13 protein-coding genes and 3 tRNA genes are annotated in these 16,773 nt (G+C 74.3%); 6 read left to right on the top strand and 10 right to left on the bottom strand.

The genetic code is table 11. From position 1 onward, the window contains the following. The first annotated feature begins 119 nt into the window (after nt 1-119). The 4 genes from AMK19_RS36380 (at nt 120) to AMK19_RS01110 (ending at nt 2,678) form a co-directional block, all read left to right on the top strand. A complete protein-coding gene (locus AMK19_RS36380; protein ID WP_198953198.1) occupies nt 120-260 on the top strand; it encodes a hypothetical protein in 141 nt (46 codons plus the stop codon). Between the two features lie 96 nt (nt 261-356). After that, nucleotides 357-650: a Dabb family protein gene (locus AMK19_RS01120; protein WP_073807292.1), complete on the top strand. Its 294-nt coding sequence runs from the start codon at nt 357-359 to the stop codon at nt 648-650. A 205-nt stretch (nt 651-855) separates the two neighbouring features. Continuing rightward, nucleotides 856-1,713, top strand: coding sequence for an RNA polymerase sigma factor SigF (locus tag AMK19_RS01115; protein ID WP_073807291.1), 858 nt, complete (start codon nt 856-858; stop codon nt 1,711-1,713). 143 nt (nt 1,714-1,856) lie between these two features. Beyond that, nucleotides 1,857-2,678, top strand: a complete 822-nt coding sequence (locus AMK19_RS01110; RefSeq protein ID WP_241844225.1) for an RNA polymerase sigma factor SigF — start codon at nt 1,857-1,859, stop codon at nt 2,676-2,678. A gap of 9 nt (nt 2,679-2,687) precedes the next feature. On the opposite strand, the gene AMK19_RS01105 is transcribed toward AMK19_RS01110, so the two are convergent. The 8 genes from AMK19_RS01105 to AMK19_RS01070 form a co-directional block, all read right to left on the bottom strand. Next, nucleotides 2,688-3,536 carry a tyrosine-protein phosphatase gene (locus tag AMK19_RS01105; RefSeq protein WP_083646421.1) on the bottom strand — a complete coding sequence of 283 codons (849 nt, stop codon included), beginning with the start codon at nt 3,534-3,536 and terminating at the stop codon, nt 2,688-2,690. A 103-nt stretch (nt 3,537-3,639) separates the two neighbouring features. Beyond that, entirely contained in the window at nt 3,640-3,843 is a 204-nt protein-coding gene (locus tag AMK19_RS01100) for a hypothetical protein (RefSeq protein ID WP_073807288.1), read from the bottom strand. A 205-nt stretch (nt 3,844-4,048) separates the two neighbouring features. Next, nucleotides 4,049-5,011 carry a C40 family peptidase gene (locus AMK19_RS01095; RefSeq protein ID WP_073807286.1) on the bottom strand — a complete coding sequence of 321 codons (963 nt, stop codon included), beginning with the start codon at nt 5,009-5,011 and terminating at the stop codon, nt 4,049-4,051. Continuing rightward, a complete protein-coding gene (locus AMK19_RS01090) occupies nt 5,008-6,243 on the bottom strand; it encodes an SPFH domain-containing protein (protein WP_073807285.1) in 1,236 nt (411 codons plus the stop codon). Before AMK19_RS01090 ends, AMK19_RS01095 begins: the two co-directional genes overlap by 4 nt. Before the next feature lie 212 nt (nt 6,244-6,455). Next, the gene (locus AMK19_RS01085; protein WP_073807283.1) at nt 6,456-9,485 is read right to left on the bottom strand and encodes an Ig-like domain-containing protein; all 3,030 of its coding nucleotides are present in this window, start codon (nt 9,483-9,485) and stop codon (nt 6,456-6,458) included. 506 nt (nt 9,486-9,991) lie between these two features. Next, nucleotides 9,992-10,067 (bottom strand) — tRNA-Arg (locus tag AMK19_RS01080). A 34-nt stretch (nt 10,068-10,101) separates the two neighbouring features. Beyond that, nucleotides 10,102-10,177 (bottom strand) — tRNA-Arg (locus tag AMK19_RS01075). A gap of 177 nt (nt 10,178-10,354) precedes the next feature. After that, nucleotides 10,355-10,445, bottom strand: a tRNA-Ser gene (locus tag AMK19_RS01070). A 201-nt stretch (nt 10,446-10,646) separates the two neighbouring features. Here AMK19_RS01070 and AMK19_RS01065 point away from each other — a divergent pair. After that, nucleotides 10,647-13,862, top strand: a complete 3,216-nt coding sequence (locus AMK19_RS01065; RefSeq protein WP_073807282.1) for a PAS domain-containing protein — start codon at nt 10,647-10,649, stop codon at nt 13,860-13,862. Nucleotides 13,863-13,910: 48 nt separating this feature from the next. Here AMK19_RS01065 and AMK19_RS01060 read toward each other — a convergent pair whose 3' ends face one another. Continuing rightward, nucleotides 13,911-15,362 (bottom strand): sensor histidine kinase, encoded by a 1,452-nt coding sequence (locus tag AMK19_RS01060; protein WP_241844189.1) that lies wholly within the window; start codon nt 15,360-15,362, stop codon nt 13,911-13,913. After that, on the bottom strand, nt 15,355-16,032 hold the full coding sequence (locus AMK19_RS01055; RefSeq protein ID WP_073807280.1) for a response regulator transcription factor: 678 nt from the start codon (nt 16,030-16,032) through the stop codon (nt 15,355-15,357). Before AMK19_RS01055 ends, AMK19_RS01060 begins: the two co-directional genes overlap by 8 nt. A 135-nt stretch (nt 16,033-16,167) precedes the next feature. On the opposite strand from AMK19_RS01055, the gene AMK19_RS01050 reads away from it, so the two are divergent. Next, nucleotides 16,168-16,755 carry a PepSY domain-containing protein gene (locus tag AMK19_RS01050; RefSeq protein ID WP_073807279.1) on the top strand — a complete coding sequence of 196 codons (588 nt, stop codon included), beginning with the start codon at nt 16,168-16,170 and terminating at the stop codon, nt 16,753-16,755. Nucleotides 16,756-16,773 lie beyond the last annotated feature (18 nt).

Here is a 16,773-nt window from a genome sequence, read left to right as displayed (position 1 = left end):
CCCTCACCCGTTGCGCCGTCCGGTGGATAAGCTGCGGGTGGCAGGGCCGTGCGGGGAGAGGACGGCGGCCCGACTCAGGGAGGCAGGCCCGTTCGATGGCTCAGGCGAAGAAGGTGGCCATGTGGATTCTGGTCATCTTCGTCATCTACACGATCATCACCTCGCCGGTGCGCGCCGCCGAGCTGGTGCAGTCCGGCTTCGTCGGGATCTCGGACGCGGCCAAGGCGGTCGGCTCCTTCATGACCGGACTGGTGCGCTGAGGCCGGGCCGACCCGCCCTGTAGCGTTTGCGGGGTTCGTCCTTCGGGGGCGCTCCCCCGCCGGGGCGTGCCCTCCTGATCCGCGAGGAGCGGCATCGTGATCCGGCACCTGGTCCTGTTCAAGCTCAACGACGGCATCGCCAAGGACGACCCGCGGGCCCTGGCGGGTGCGAAGGCGTTCGACGAGCTGGGCGCGATCGTCCCCGAGCTGCGCGAGTGGGAGTGCGGCTGGAACACCACCGAGCGGGACATCGCGTACGACTATGCGATCAACAGCCTGGTCGAGGACCGCGACGCGCTGGCCGCCTACCTCGGCCACCCGGCCCACCAGGCCGCCGCCGGCCAGTGGCGCGCCTTCGCCACCTGGGTGATCGCCGACATCGAGGTCTGAGCGCCCGACACCCCCGCCGTACACGCACGACCACCGCGACCCCCGGCCCGCCCAGCAGGCCGGGGGTCGCGGTGCGCTCCGCCGAATGCTGGACAGTCCGTCAACACGCCTCCGTCGGGTGCTTGCCCGGCCACAGAGCGACTTGTGATGCTATGACCGGTTTTGCCGGAAATTTTGGCGAGGTGATTCACGAGGGAGGGGTGACGTGTCCGTGCGGACGCAGGGCAGCAGTGCGCCGGAGGACCGGGCCGAGGAGCTGACGGACCCGGTCGAACTGGCCGCCCGCCGCCCCGGCGCGCGCGGCACGATCGACGTCCGGACCCTCACCCGGGTGCTGTTCGAACGGCTCACCGAACTGCCGACCGACACTCCCGAACGCGCCCGGGTCCGGGCCGCCCTGATCGAGATCAACATCCCGCTGGTCCGCTACGCCGCCACCCGCTTCCGCAGCCGCAGCGAACCCATGGAGGACATCGTCCAGGTCGGCACCATCGGCCTGATCAACGCCATCGACCGCTTCGACCCCACCCGCGGCGTCCAGTTCCCCACCTACGCGCTGCCCACCATCCTCGGCGAGATCAAGCGCTACTTCCGCGACAACGTCCGCACCATGCACGTCCCGCGCCGGCTCCAGGAACTGTGGGTCCAGGTCAGCGGCGCCATGGAAGAACTGACGGTCACCCACGGCCGGGTCCCGAAAGTCCCCGAGATCGCCGCCAACCTGCGCATCCCCGAGGAGGACGTCCGGGCCTGCCTGGACGCCGGCCGCGCCTACAACGCCGCCTCGCTCGAAGCCGCCCAGGAACACGAGGGCGGACTCGCCCTGCTCGACCGGCTCGGCTACGAGGACTCCGCCCTCACCGACGTCGAACACCGCGACATGGTCCGCCACCTGCTGGTCCAACTCCCCGAACGGGAACGGCGGATCATCATGCTGCGGTTCTTCGCCAACCTCACCCAGTCGCAGATCTCCACCGAACTCGGCATGTCCCAGATGCACGTCTCCCGACTGCTGTCCCGGATCCTCACCCGGCTGCGCACCGGAAACTCCTGGGAGGAGTGAGCCGCCTGTTCGGGTTTGCCGGGCCCGGTGATCCGGTATTGAGCAGGAGGACACGTCAGTCGGGAACCGCCGTACCGCGGCACCCGTTCGACAGGCAGTCACTAGGGGGTGGGCGCGTGTTGACAGAACAGGGCAGTGCGGTCATCGAGTCCGTCGTCGTACCGATCCCGGCCCAGGCCGGACCCGCCGAGGCCCCCGACCGGGCACTCGACACCCGTACGCTGTCCCGATCGCTGTTCCGCAGACTGGCCGCGGTGGAGCCCGGCAGCGCCGAGCACGGCTACGTGCGCGACACCCTGATCGAGCTCAACCTGCCGCTGGTCCGGTACGCGTCCGCGCGTTTCCGCAGCCGCAACGAGCCGATGGAGGACATCGTCCAGGTCGGCACCATCGGCCTGATCAAAGCCATCGACCGCTTCGACCCGGACCGCGGCGTCGAGTTCCCCACCTTCGCCATGCCCACCGTGGTCGGCGAGATCAAGCGCTTCTTCCGCGACACCAGCTGGTCGGTGCGCGTCCCGCGCCGCCTCCAGGAGCTCCGGCTCGCCCTCACCAAGGCCGGCGACGAACTCTCCCAGCGGCTCGACCGCTCCCCCACCGTCCCCGAACTCGCCGTCTACCTCGGCGTCTCCGAGGACGACGTGGTCGAGGGCCTCGCCGTCGGCAACGCGTACACCGCCAGCTCCCTCGACTCCAGCCCCAGCGAGGACGACGGCGGCGACGGCCCGCTCGCCGACCGCCTCGGCTACGAGGACCTCGCCCTCGAAGGCGTCGAGTACCGCGAGTCGCTGAAGCCCCTGCTGGCCAAACTCCCGCCCCGCGAACGGCGCATCATCATGCTGCGCTTCTTCGGCAACCTGACGCAGTCCCAGATCGGCGAGGAGATCGGCATCTCCCAGATGCACGTCTCCCGCCTGCTCACCAAGACTCTCGCCCACCTCCGCGCAGGCCTGACGGCCGAGTAGTCGGGCTCCCTAGAGCGTGCACGCGGCCCGGAGATTCGAGAGGTGCTCGCCCGTCAGGCCCAGGCCGTCCTGCCAGAAATCCTCGAAGGTGGGCCAGCCGCGGGCGAGTTCCTCGAAGGCCGCGTCCAGGTACATCGTTTCAGCGCGGGCCAGGGGCCGCACCAACGGGTCGACGCGGGAAATCCGCGTCGCGGCGCGCTCGTTGGTGAGCAGGTAGTCGGCGAGGACGGCTTCCCGGTCCACGCCGAGGGCGGTGAGCAGCAGGGCGGCCGTCCAGCCGGTGCGGTCCTTGCCGGCGGTGCAGTGGAAGAGGACCGGCGCGCCGTCGGCCTCGGCGATCAGGCGCAGCACGGTGGCGAAGCGGGAGCGGGCCAGGGCGTCGGTGACGAACCAGCGGTACATCGACGTCATCATCGCGGCGCCCCGGCCGTCGCCGAGCACGGCGTGCATCGCGTCCGGCTCGCCGCTGCCGAGCGCCCGCCGCAGGTCGACGTACAGGTCGAAGTCGGCGGAGAAGACCGGCAGGTGGTGCAGGGCCGGGCCGAACCCGTCCGGCGAGGGCACGCTGAGGGCCGCGGCGGCGTCCACCGGGAGCACCGCCGTCGGCAGGCCCGGGACCAGGTCGGCGCCCAGGTGGCGCACCTCGTCCAGGCTGCGCAGGTCGACGACGTGCCGAAGGCCGAGCGCGCCGAGCAGCTCGCGGTCGCGCTCGCCGAGGCGGCTCAGCGCCTCGGTGCGCAGCATCAGACCCGGACGGACGGTGCGGCCGTCGGCGGTGCGGTAGCCGCCCAGGTCGCGGGCGTTGACGGCGGCCGCCAGGCCGAGGCTGCGGGCGGTCTCGACGGACGGCGCGGACACGGGGCCTCCTGGCGGACTGCGACGGTTGCCGCCAGTGTAGGCGCGCCGACCCGCGGGACCGCCCGGAGTGTCCGGCCGGCCCCGACAGGGCGGATGCCGTGCGTTACTTGACGGCCAGCCAGATCACACCGACCACGACCGTCAGGGCCACGATGGCCCCGACGACGATCATCGGGGTGCGGCTCGACGAGGAGCTGCTGCTGCCGTAGGTGGTGACGGTGCCCGGGGCCTGTGCGGCCGGGGCCTCGTCGACGAACGCCCGGAACATCTGGGTGGAGCCGGCGGGGTCGTAGTCGTTGTCAGCCATGGAACGGGACTCTAGCCAACGCCGACACCCCGCCGACACCCCGGACCCCACTGCGCGCCCACTCTGCACGGAGCCCTCACCTCGGACGACGCCCGCATGAACAACCGGTCGCAGCGGAACCGAGCAGGACCCGAACGGGTTGCCCCCGAACATGATGCCGACTGACGCCCCCGGGTGACATCCCGCACCCCGGCCGGCCGGCCCGTCAGGGACGGCCGAAGAAGTCCGGGTAGTAGCCGCTGTTCAGATGGGAGACCCGCACGTCCTTGCCGGGCCGGGGGGCCTCCACGTACGTCCCGTCGCCGAGGTAGATCGCCACGTGGTGGATGCCGGAGACCCGGCCGTTGCTGGACCAGAAGATCAGGTCGCCGCGCTTCAGCTGCTTCGCGGTGATCGGGGTGCTGGCCCGGTACTGATCGTCGGCCACCCTCGGGGTCGACACCCCGGCCCGGCGGAACGCCTGCTGGACCAGGCCCGAACAGTCGAAGCCGTTCGGCCCGTTGCCGCCCCACACATAGGGCTTGCCGACCTGCGCCAGCGCGTACGCCACCGCCGCCTCGGTGCCGCTCGACGCGGGCTTCGACGACGAGGAAGAGGACGAGGAAGAGGAAGAGGAAGAGGAAGAGCCGCCCCCGCCGGTGCGGGAGACGTACACGTCGTAGTGGCTGGTGTAACGCCACTCGCCGGCCGCGTTCTTGAACCAGTAGACCTTGCCGTCCCAGCCCTGCCGGATGCCCCCCGAGGAGCCGGAACTCTGCGACTGCGACTGCCCCTTGGAGCCGCCGGTGCGCTCCTGGTAGACGCTCTGCCACTTGGTGTAGCGCCACTCGCCGGACGCGTTCTTGAACCAGTAGACGTGACCGTCCCAGCCGGGGCCGGACGGTGCGGGCATGGCGTGCGCGGTGCTCGCGCCCAGGCCCAGACCGACGGCTCCCGCGCCGGCCAGCACGGTGGTGGCCAGACAGGTCGAGCGCACGGCGCGGTGTATTCGGCCCGCCCGCTCGGCGGCCCTCGACCCGGCGGCCTTCGAGCCGGCGGCGGGCCGGGCGCACTGCGGGCAGCGGCAGGGCGCCGCACCGTCGGATTCGGCGAAGCCCAGCAGCGGGCCCTCCGACCAGTCGGGGAGATCAGCGGGATCGGTGGATATCGAGGCGAGCGTCGGCTTCACGCGGGCTTCCCTTCCTTGCGGCTCGGCCGCCGGACGGCCGGAGCGGGCACCGAGGCGGTCACCCCGGCCGGGGCGACGAACGCGACCAGCAGCTGCTCCATCAGGGCGCTGCGCGCGCTGTCGTCCAACTCATGGGCGGTGGCGCGCTCCAGGCGGCGCACCGCGAGCGCCGCGGCCTCCACCGCGTCGTCCACCAGGACGGTCCGCAGCCCGGCGTCCAGGTCGGCCAGCCTGCGGCGGCGCATCGACTCGGCGACCTCCGGCGCGTAGTCCAGGGCCAGCGGCTGCACCGAGTACACCTCGATGCCCGCCGGGGCGGTCTCCGCCGCCAGCGCCCTGGTCAACTCGTCGGCGAACCACTGGCCGTCGCGCAGCGCGGGCCCCGGGGCGGAGTTGGAGTCGCACGGCAGAGCGGAGGCGGTTCGGGTGAGAACGGCCTGCACCTGCTCGCGCAGATACGTTTCATGTTCGGCGATGCCCAGGGTGACCCGCGCGGTGTCCTTGACCCGCCACACGATCAACACCCGCACCAGCAGCGGCGTGCCCGTCCGGTCGGTGACGTGCACCGGCTCGCTGCGCCAGTGCCGCAGCCGGACGTCCACCCGGCGGCGGCGCACCATCGGGTTCACCCACAGCAGGCCGGTGCGGCGCACCGTGCCCCGGTAGCGGCCCCAGCGGGTCAGCACCCGGGTCTCGCCGCCCGGGTTGGAGAGCAGCCCGGCCAGCGACACCAGCATCGCCAGGCCGATCGCGCTGACGGCGGCGATCGTCCGGTCGTCCATCCGGCCGCCGTCGGCCTTCGCGGCCGCGTTGCGGACGTCCGGCAGGCCGTCCAGGTGCGGGATCGCCCCCGCCCTGGCCAGCACCAGCAGCACACCGGCGGTGCCGAGCAGCAGCGCCAGCAGCGGCAGCCAGCCCGGCAGCGCGAAGGCCGGACGCTCGCGCAGCGACTGGTCGGCGCGCGGCGGCCGTCGATGGGTGGCGGCGTCCGAGACCGTCGGGTGGGCCGCGCCGCCCCCGGCCGGGGCGGCCGGATCGACGGCCGGGAGCTGCTGGGTCGGCTCGCTCCGGTCGGACTGCTCCGGAGCCGGTGCGGGTGCGGGTGCGGGTGCCTTGATCAGCGGGTTGGTCACCGCCTTGACCAGTTGGGTCGCGCCGACAGGGTCGGCGGGAGGCTCGGTGGGGGTGGGCCAGGAACGGGATCGCGGCGACGAGTCGCGGGTGACGTCCATGCACGTGTCCTAAGGGTCAGAGTGTCGCGCAACGGGCGGCCCGGAGCTGACGGGCAGTGCCGGACCACAGGCTAGGCCGATTGATCATCAAATGCGATGAATGCCTTGCGGTGTGTCGCTATGTCGGAAAATCCGGCGACACCCGGCCCGCCCTCCCGCACACGGCGGAAAAGGCGGACCGGGCAGCCGTCGAACCTCCGTCGGGCCGACCGTCAGTGACGGCGGGTGCGCCGCCTCCGACCGCCGAGCACCCGGCGCGCCAACAGCCCGAAGCCCGCCGCGATCAGCAGCGCCCCACAGGCCAGACCGCGCCACCCGGTCGCCGCCGCCCGACGCTCGACCGCCGCCACCCCGCCCGGCGGCGGCGGCGCGGCCAACGTCCGCTCCCGGACGGCCTCGTCGGCCGCCGCCGCACCGGACGACGCGGCCGAGGCTGCCGTGGTGTCCGTGGTGTCCGACGGCGTGAGCAGGACCGTCGCATCGGCAGCGGCCGGCTCCGGGGTCGGGCTCGACACCTCGGCCGTCGGCGCCGCCCCGGACGGCGTGGGGCTCGCCGCCGGCGTGCCCGTCGCCGCGGGCACCTGGCGCTCCGGGGCGCCCTCCGACGTCACGGGGCGGGCCGCGAAGACGGACTGATCGGTCGTCACCACCTCTTCCAGGAAGGGCGGCAACGGCACCTCCAGCTCGTCCGGCTCCTGCACCGCGGGGGCGGCCGGAGCGGACGGCCTCCGGCTCTCCGTCGGCACCACGACCGGCAGCACCGAGGGCACCGCACTCGCCGGGGCCGACACCGGGGCGGAGACGGCAGCGGAGGCGGACGGACCGGTCGCGGCCGGGCTCTGGGCCGACGGCACGGACGGCACGGACGGCACGGACGGCACGGACGGTGTGCCCGTCGGGGCCGGTGCGCTCGGCCGGACCGTGGTGGCCGTGGAGGTCGGCGAGGAGGTGGCGGACGGGACCGGTGCGCTCGGCGACGCCGTCGGGGCTGGCGTCGTCGGGGCGGTGCTGCCGCTGCCGGCCGGTGCACCGGGCACCCGGACCGCGACCGGGTCGCCCGCCGTGCCGTTGCCCGCCGGGTCGGTGGCGGTGGCGATCAGCGTGACGTCACCGCCCGTCAGGTCGTGGGTGGCGGTGCAGGACCAGCTGCCGTCGGCCGCCGTGACGGCGCTGCACACGGTGGCGCGTTCGCCGCGGCTCTGCCCGGCGGTGACGGTGACGGTGGAACCGGGCTCGGCGCGGCCGCTGATCACCGGCCGGACGGTGTGCAGGAGTTCACCCGCGACCGGCGAGACGAGCTGCGGCTTGTCGGGCGCGGCGGTGTCCACCGTCAGCCCGACGGTCTTGCCGTCGGAGCGGTTGCCGGCCGCATCGCGGGCGTGCGGGGTGAGCCGGTGGTCGCCGTCGGGCAGGTTCTCCACCGGCAGGCAGGACCAACTGCCGTCGGCGGCGACGCCGGTGGAGCACAGGTCGATGTCCTCCGCCCCGCCGTCCGTGGAGACCGTGACGGTGGAGCCCGGCTCGCCGAGGCCGGTGACCAGCAGCCCCGGGTCGTTGCTGTAGGCGGGCAGGGTGAGGACGGGCGCGGTCGGGGCGGCGGTCTTCACGGTCAGCCGGAACGGGTCGCCGTGCAGCACGCCGCCGCGGCCGGTCTCCGCCAGTACCAGGGTGTGGGCGCCCTCGCCGAGCGCGCCCTCGGGACGGCAGTTCCAGCCGCCGTCGTTGCCGACCTGCGCAGTGCACAGCGCGGAGCCGTTCTCCTGGACGGCGATGCCCGCCCCGGCGAGTGCGCCGTCGCCGCGGAACTCCGGACGCACCTCGCCCGTGACGGTGCCCGGAATGGGCAGCGCGATCTCCGGCCCGGGGGCGGCGGGGACGACCGTCACCGCGACGCGCTGGTCGACGACCTGCCCGGAGTCGGCGAAGCCGTCGGCGGTGGCGAGTTGGGAGCCGCTGCGGGCCAGCCGCAGCCGGACCCAGGTGTCGCCGCTCGCCGCGTCGGACGGGACCTGCCACTCCAGCGCGGCGCTGCGCGCCCCCGCCGGGACCTCGGCCTGCACCCGCTCCTCGGGGTCGAACCGCCCGTTGTGGTCGAAGTCGATCCAGCCGGCCAGGACTGCGGGGCCGCCGCCCGCGCTGACCGGCACCTCCACCCGGTAGGTGCTCCCGGCGGTGGCCTCGGCCGGGAACGTGAGGCTCGGGTCGGCCCCCCGGTAGTCCGCCCGGCCGGGCCGGGGCCGGGGCTGCGCCGGGTTGGCCCAGGGACTGCGGCGGCTCGCCCCGCCGTCGGTCTCCACGCTCGGCACGAGCGGGCCGGCGTCGGCGGCGGGCGGCCCGGACCCGGCCGGGCCGGGCAGCAGCGGCTGCTCGACGGACTGGGCCAGGTCGGGCCGGGTGCGGGTGGCGGACGGGGCGGCGTCCTGACCGAGGAACAGGTCGGAGACCAGGTGGGAGGCGTTGCCGTAGTCCTGCGGGGCGCTGCCCAGGCCCTCGTCCAGGGTGACCGTCCAGGCCGGGCGGAGGGCCTCGGGCGGGGTGGTGGAGCCGTCCCGAGCGGTGGAGCGGCGGTCGACGCGCAGATCGACGGTGCTGACGGTGCCGGTCAGTTCGAGGGTGCCGGTGCCGTCGGCGTCGCCGTCGCGGGCGCCGCCCTCGGCGGGGGCGAGTTCGGCGGGGCCGACCGTCCAGCCGGCCCAGGCGGTGCGGCCGGCCAGGGCGGGCGCGGCCGGGCTGCCGCCGGCGACCGTCAGCCGGGTGCTGGTGCCGGTGGTGCCGTTCTTGCCGGTGGCCAGCCCCGTCAGGCCGCTGACGTGAAGGCGGGGGTTGCGCACCGGGTGGGAGAAGGAGAGCCGCAGGGTGCCGAGCGGGTGCCAGGAACCGTCCGCGTGCGGATGTTCCTCCGTGGCGCGGAAGGTCTCGGCCGGGTCGCCGGGGCGGATGCCGTCGCTGTAGGCGGCGCCGGCCACCCGGTCGGCGAGCTTGCCGGGCGCGGCCTCGACGCCCACCCCGGGGGCGGCCTCCCAGTCGAACTGGACGGCCAGCCCGGACGGCAGCTGGGCGCGCCGCTCGGCGGACCAGCTGTCGGGCGACTGCTGGGCGACCGCCGGCGGGGTGCCGAGGCCGGTGAGCAGCCCGGTGGCGATCAGGGCGGTGGTGGTCCGGCCGATCCGGGGTCCGGGCCGGTCACGGTCGGCCGGGCGGGCGTCGGGGGCCGGGGCCCGGTGGAGGAACTGTCGGCACATCCGGCTCTCCTCTCGGTATCTTCGTCCGCCGAATTCGCGGTCCGATGCCATGCCCCGAATGGTCATGACGATCAGACAAAAGGGAATCACGATCTGGTTTCGGTCATACCGCGACACCTGGTCAATTTGCCCGACACCACCCGATCGGCGGCCACTCGTTCGGCAGCATGGGGATACCCGCTGAGCAGGGCGTCAACTCGCCCAAGCAGGCATCAATCGGGCGTCGACGTCGAGCACTTGACTGACAGTCAGGCCAGCGTGTCGGAATTGGTGTGTTTATCAGTAGATTCGACCGGTGCGTTCATTGATTCCACACGCACCAATAGCGGGTTCGCCGCGGTCCGGCCCTGCGGCAGCGATGCCGCCGCACAGTTCTCCGCCAATTTGTTCGAGCACGATTCGGATCTCCGCAAGCTCGCCGCCTGCGACGCCCCGGACCGACCGGACCGGGCTCGGGCCGCCGGCAGAACGACGAAGGCCCCGGGTGGAAACCCGGGGCCTTCGGCTGGTGCGCTCAGCAGGATTCGAACCTGCAACCTCTTGATCCGTAGTCAAGTGCTCTATCCGTTGAGCTATGAGCGCTCGGACGGCCCCTTGCGGAGCCGCGAGCGGAGATTGGTGCGCTCAGCAGGATTCGAACCTGCAACCTCTTGATCCGTAGTCAAGTGCTCTATCCGTTGAGCTATGAGCGCTCGCCCCGTCGGCCTTGGCCTCTTGGGCGGTGCGGGGACAACATTACATGACCGTCGACCTGGGGCGAAATCGATTGCCGTCGGCCCCGTCAAGGCCGCCACGGGGGCCACCGGACGAACAGTCGCCGACAACGAAGGAGCCCCGTCGGTCTGTGACCGACGGGGCTCCCGGTGAGGCGGAGGCGGAGGGATTTGAACCCTCGATGGACGGTAAAGCCCAAACCGCATTAGCAGTGCGGCGCCATAGACCGGACTAGGCGACGCCTCCAACACCCGGACTGCGGCCGGGACTCCGGCGCACTCCGTGCGACTGCGATGATGCCACAGCCGAAGGCTCCGGCACCAACCACCACAACGATACTGGCCGGGTCGTCCACGGCGCAAAGAAGAATGAGATACTCCAGTCTCCGAGGAGAGCCAGAGCCGCCCGTCGAAGCGGCGGCCCGAAGGCGTGAGGAGACCTGTCGACGTGAGCAGCAGGCCGACCCGAGGCGCTGCTCGCCTCGCCGCGATACTCGACGCACTACCCGACCCACTGCTGTTGGTGAACTCCAACGGCACTGTGGTGGACGCCAACAAGGCAGCCGTGGAGAGCCTGCAGGCACCCGGCACCTCGCTGGTCGGACGGGGAGTGCTGGACCTGCTGCCGGAGTTCGACCCCAGCCGAATCCCCGGTTCGATGCGGCCCCCGGCGAGCGAGACCCAGAGCCTTGAACTACCGGTCCGGATGACCGCCCGACGCACCGACGGCACCACCTTCGCCGTCGAGGTGTCCGGCAACGACTTCACCGACGAGGGCGGCGGGGAGGCGCACGGCTTCCTGTCATTCGCCACCACCGACAAGGACCTGCTGCTGTTGCTGGTCCGCGACCTGTCGACCCGCCTCGGCGTGGAGTCGGAACTCCGGCGGCAGCACAAACAGACCGAGATGATCCTGCGCGCCGCCGCCGAGGGCGTTCTCGGCGTCGACCTGGAGGGCCGTGTGGTGCTGGTCAACCCGGCCGCCGCGCACATCCTCGACTTCCGGGCCAGCGAGCTCGGCGGGCGCGAACTGCACCCGCTGATCCAGCACTCGCAGCCCGACGGCAGCCCGCTGGCCGCCGAGAGCTCGGCGCTGAACGACACCCTGCACTCCGGCCGCAAGCACCGGATCCGCAACACCGTGCTGTGGCGCAAGGACGGCAGCCCCGTCACCGTCGACCTGACCACCGCACCGGTCCGGGACGGCGAACAACTCGTCGGCGCCGTCATGACGTTCACCGACCGCACCCACGAACTCGCTCTCACCGCACGCAACGAGCACCTCACCGCCGTGCTGGAGTCCGAACTCGGCGGCGCGCTCGGCGCCCTGCACCGGCGGATCGACTCGCTCGCCGCCGACCCGGCGGGACAGCTCTGGCCCGAGGCCAACTGGACGCTGCGCCGACTCGCCGACGAGTGCCGCCGGTTCGGCCGGCTGATCGAGGGCGTGCTGGAGCACCAGCGCTTCGAGGCCGCCGCCGACCGCGGCAAGGCCTCGCTGGACCGCGAACGCGTCGGCCTGGACGAGGTCGTGCAGCTCGCCGTCGACCGGGCCGGCGAACTGGTCGGCCCCGGCCGGGTCCGCTACTCGGTGCACGCCGCCGCCGTGAAGGTGCTCGCCGACCGCGAACGCCTCGCCCAGGCGCTCGCCCACCTGGTCGCCGACGTCAGCGGCGTCACCCCCGTGCCCGAACCCACCCGCGCCGAGGACGAATCCGCCACCACCGGCGGGGCCTTCGCCGGCCCCGCGCCCGACCCCGGGCAGCCGCCGATGGTGGTGCTGGCCGCCGCCCAGCGCGGACAGGTCGCCCGGATCGAGGTGCGCGGCCCCGCGCAGACCGCCAGCGCCGTCCACCTGCCGATCGCCCGCGCCGCCGTCCAGCGGCACGGCGGCGTCCTGCAGCGGCACGACCTGCCCGGCGGCGCCGGAGCCACCTACGTGGTCGAACTGCCGCTCGACCCCGACGGCGGCGACGGCGGCACGCCCGACAAGCAGCAGCACGTCCCCAAGGACTCCGACACCGCGATGCTGCCCGGCCTCCCCGGACAGCCTGCCTCGCCCGAGGCGGCCCCCGCGGACGACGACGGGCCGTCAAAGCCCGAACCGGCCGAACCGGCCGAGGAGGACGCCCCGGCCGCCCGGGCCGCCCGGGCCGACGACACCCAGGGCTCCGGCCGACGCCGGGCCCGCCCGGCCCGCGAGGGGGGCGCACGGCCCGAACAGGCCGCCCCCGGCGCGCCGATCGCGCTCGGGCCCGGCCCGTCCGCCGACGAGCCCGCCGAGCAGCCCGCCACCGCCGAACCGCCCGCCCCCACCGGGCGGCGGGCCCGCCGGGCCACGCCGATCGACTCCGACGACAGCTCGCCGGCCCTGCACCTGCCCGGCATCCCGGACGCCGGCGCGGCCGTCTACCCCGGCCTGGAGAACGCGCTGCCCGCCGGCCCGCCGGAACCCGTCGCCCCGCCGACCCGGCCCACCGGGCGGCGGCGCCGACTGGCCCTGCCCGCCGACACCACGGAGAGCGCGGAAGAGGTGACGACGGTCCTGCCGCCCGTCCCCGCCGCCGAGCCCGAGCCGTCCACCGCGCTGGAGATCGCCCGGCCCGCCGCCCCGGCCGTTCCCCCGATGCCGCCCACACCGCCGGCCCCGGCCGAGGGCGGGCAGCCGCAGCCCGTCGGCAGCGGACTGGGCGAACTCGTCCCGCCGCGGCCGCTGGGCGGCTTCCCCGGCCAGCTCCCGGCCCCCGGAACGCCCCAGCAGGCCGAACCGACCGGCCCGGCCCCGGCGGCCGTCAACGGGCAGGCGCTGCCCGCCGGTTCGGGCGACGGCGGCGGGGCGCTGGCGCTGCCCGCCGGGCCCGGCGCCGTCGAGGGGCGCACGCCGCCCCGGCCGATCGCCGAACTGGCCCCCGCCAAGGAGCCCGCGTTCGACGGCCCGCGCCCGCTGCTGGTGTGGCCCGAACCCGACCCGTCCACCCACGGCGCGCTCCAGAACCGGGGCTTCCGGCCGGTCGTCGTCGCCTCCCGCGAAGAGGTCGACGCGCAGGTCCCGCAGACCCCCGCCGCGCTCTTCGTCGACCCGCTGACCGGACCGATCACCCGCACCGCCCTGCAGGCGCTGCGCACCGCCGCACTGGCCGGTCGGATCCCCGTGCTGCTGGCCGCCGGGCTCGGCCAGGCCACCCGGGACGCCGCCTACGGGGCCGACCCCGCCGTGCTGCTGCGGGCCCTCGCCCCCCGCGACAGCGAGAACCACGCCGCCCGGGTCCTGCTGGTCGAGTCCGACCCGGAGGTCGCCGCCGCCCTCGTCGCCAGCCTGGAACGACGCGGCATGCAGGTCGAACACGCCACCGACGAGAACGAGGCGGTGGCCCGGGCCAGCAGCATCCAGCCCAACCTGGTGGTGCTCGACCTCGCCCGCATCGAACAGCGCAACCGCGGCCTGCTGGACTGGCTGCGCGCCAACGACCGCCTGCACCGCACCCCGCTGGTGGTGTACACCTCGGCCGACCTCGACCCGCAGGCCCGCGCAGGGCTCCGCACCGGCGCGAACGTGCTGTTCCTCGCCGAGCGCTCCACCACCGACGAGGTGCAGCGCCGGATCGTCGAACTGCTCGCCCGGGTCGGCGCGTTGGGACAGGTCGCGACGGCCGCCTCGTTCTGAGGCCCGCTCACCCTGCCCGCTCGATCCCGCCCGCTCGACCCCGCCCGCTCACCCCGGCGGATCGGCCCGCGGCAGGCGGGCCACCAGGCGGGCGCCGGTGCGGGCGGGCTCGGCGGCCAGGGTGCCGCCGTGGTGCCCGGCGAGGTCCCGGGCGATGGCCAGCCCCAGTCCGGCGCCGCCGAGTTCACGGCTGCGGGCGTCGTCGAGCCGGGTGAAGCGCTCGAACACCCGCTCCCGGTCGGCCGCCGGGATGCCCGGCCCGTCGTCGCCCACCTCCAGCACCACCAGGCCCTGCTGCACGGCGAGTCGGACCTCCACCCGGCTCGCGGCGTAGCGCTGCGCGTTGTCGACCAGGTTGGTGAGCAGCCTGGTCAGCCAGGTGCGGTTGCCCAGCACCCAGGCGTCGTCGGCGAGTCGGGCGGCGACCGGGATCCGGTCGGCGGTGCGGGCGGCCAGGGCACCGGTGAACACGTCGGCCAGGTCGAGGAGTTCGACGGCGACCGGGTCGGCGGCGTCCAACCGGGCGAGCAGCAGCAGGTCGGCGGCCAGGTCCTGCAGCCGGACGGTGTCCTCGACGGCGTCGGCGAGCAGTTCGGGCCACAGCTCCGGGTCCGGGTGGGCCAGCGCCACCTCCAGCTGGGTGCGCAGCACCGCGATGGGGCTGCGCAGTTCGTGCGAGGCGTCGGCGATGAAGCGGCGCTGGCGCAGGCCGGCGTCCTCCAGCCGGTCCAGCGTGGCGTTGACGGTGACGGCCAGCCGGGCCACCTCGTCGCCGGTCGGCGGGACCGGCACCCGGCGGTGCAGGTCGCGGTCGGTGATCTCGGCGACCTCGGCCCGGATCGCCTCCACCGGGCGCAGCGCCCGGCCGGTGACGCCCCAGGTGACGGCCGCGACCAGCAGCACCAGCGCCGGGACGCCGACGGCCAGCGCGGTGCTCGTGGTGTCCTGGGCGGCGTCCAGGTCGCGCAGTGAGACGGCCGCGTGCACGGTGAGCGGCCCGTCCGGGCCGGTGACGGACAGCGAGATCACCGGGAGGCGGCGGTCCGAGATCACGCCCACCAGCAACTGGTCGCCGGGCGGGTGCCGGTCGTCGTCCGGGCCGGGGACGGCCTTGAACGGGACGTTCGGGGTCGGGACGTTCGGGGCGGGCGGCGGTGCGTACGGGCGGGCCAGCAGGTCCGGGGTGGCGGCGACCGGGTTGCCGTCGGAGCCGAGCACCCAGACGGAGACGCCGCCGCGCGGGGCGAGGACCGACGGCAGGTGTCCGCGGGACGCCGACTCGACCACCTTGCCGGCCTGTTCGATCGCGGCGTTCCGGGCGGCGCGGACCAGGTTGGTGTGCAGCACGGCGAGCAGCGCGAACGAGCTGGCGCCCAACGCGAGCGTCACCACGGCCGTGGCGGCGAAGGTGGCCCGGGCACGGACCGAGCGCGGCAGGAACCGGCGGAGGCTGTGCAGACGGTGGCGGAGGCGTCGTGGGCGGCGGGGGCGGTCAACCACCGTCCACCGCCAGCCGGTAGCCCGCGCCGCGGACGGTACCGACGGCGCTGCGGCCGAACGGGGCGTCGATCTTGCGGCGCAGGGCGCTGATGTGGACCTCGACGATGTTCGGGTCGCCGTCGTAGGCCGAGTCCCAGACGTTCTCCAGGATGTCCCGCTTTGAGACCACCCCGCCGGCCGCCCGGGCCAGGCACTCCAGGACCGCGAACTCCCGGGTGGTGAGCCGCACTTCGCCGCCCGCGCGGGTGCAGATGCGGCGGGCCGGGTCGATCGCCAGATCGCCGAACTCCAGGGTCTGCGGCAGGCGTCGGCCGGTCCGCCGGACCAGGGCGCGCAGCCGGGCCACCAGCACCACGTAGGAGAACGGCTTGGAGAGGAAGTCGTCGGCGCCGGTGTCCAGCGCCTCGGCCTCGTCGAGTTCGCCGTCCTTGGCGGTGAGCATCAGGATCGGGGTGTCGTCGCCGGCCGCACGCAGCCGGGCGCAGATCCGGTAACCGTTCAGGCGGGGCAGCATGATGTCGAGCACGATCACGTCGTAGTCGTGCTCGGTGGCCAGCCAGAGGCCGTCCTCGCCGTCGTGGGCGATGTCGACGGCGAACCCCTCGGCCCGCAGGCCGCGTTGCAGTGCGGCGGCGAGCCGCCGTTCGTCCTCGACCACCAGTACGCGCATGGGGACCAGCGTGGCAGGCGTCCGGGCGGGCGGCGGGGGCGGCTTCAGCTTGGCTTCAGGCGGGTGGCGGCATGCTGGGCGCCCCGGCCGGCGGACTGGTCCCGGCCCGGGTCGTCGAGGGGAAGTGGTGGGCAGATGTCCGAGCCGCAGTCGGAGCCGTTCGAGTCCGAGGCCGAGGTCGGGATGGAGAAGGCGGCCCGTCGGCGCCGGTTCCGGCTGCCGGAGCGGCGGGGTGGCCGGTGGGCGCTGGGCGCGGCGGTCGCGGTGCTGCTCGGGGTCGGCGCAGCAACCGCCGGGGTGGCCCTGCACCACCCGGAGCACTCGCGGCCGATGTGGGACCGGACGCTCGCCCAGCCGATGCCGGGTGCGCCCGAGGCGCCCTGGGCTCCGGGGGCGCACAAGGACGGCCGGAACGACGGCCGGAACGACGAGCGGAAGGGCGGCGGGAAGGCGACGCACCGCGACGGGGCCGTCCAGCCGGGCGGTCGGGCGGCGCAGCTCGCGCCGGCCGCGCTGCCGACCGTGCCCGCCGACCAGGCGCTGACCAAGGCGGTCGGCGCGGTGCCCGGCGGCAAGGCGGACGCCCTGTCGGTGGTCGGCCGGGAGGGCGGCGGCAGCTCGTGGGCGGTCGAGGTGCTCGGCACCGACGGGGTCCGCCACCTGGTGACGGTGGACGGCACCGACGGGTCGATCACCGGCAACACCACCGTGAACGGCCGCTGACCGCACGGAACAGGGCCC

This window comes from Kitasatospora sp. CB01950 (assembly GCF_001905465.1).
Taxonomy (GTDB): Bacteria; Actinomycetota; Actinomycetes; order Streptomycetales; family Streptomycetaceae; genus Kitasatospora.
The sequence above is the reverse complement of the archived record's forward strand: the minus strand, read 5'-3'. Positions and strand labels throughout refer to the sequence as shown.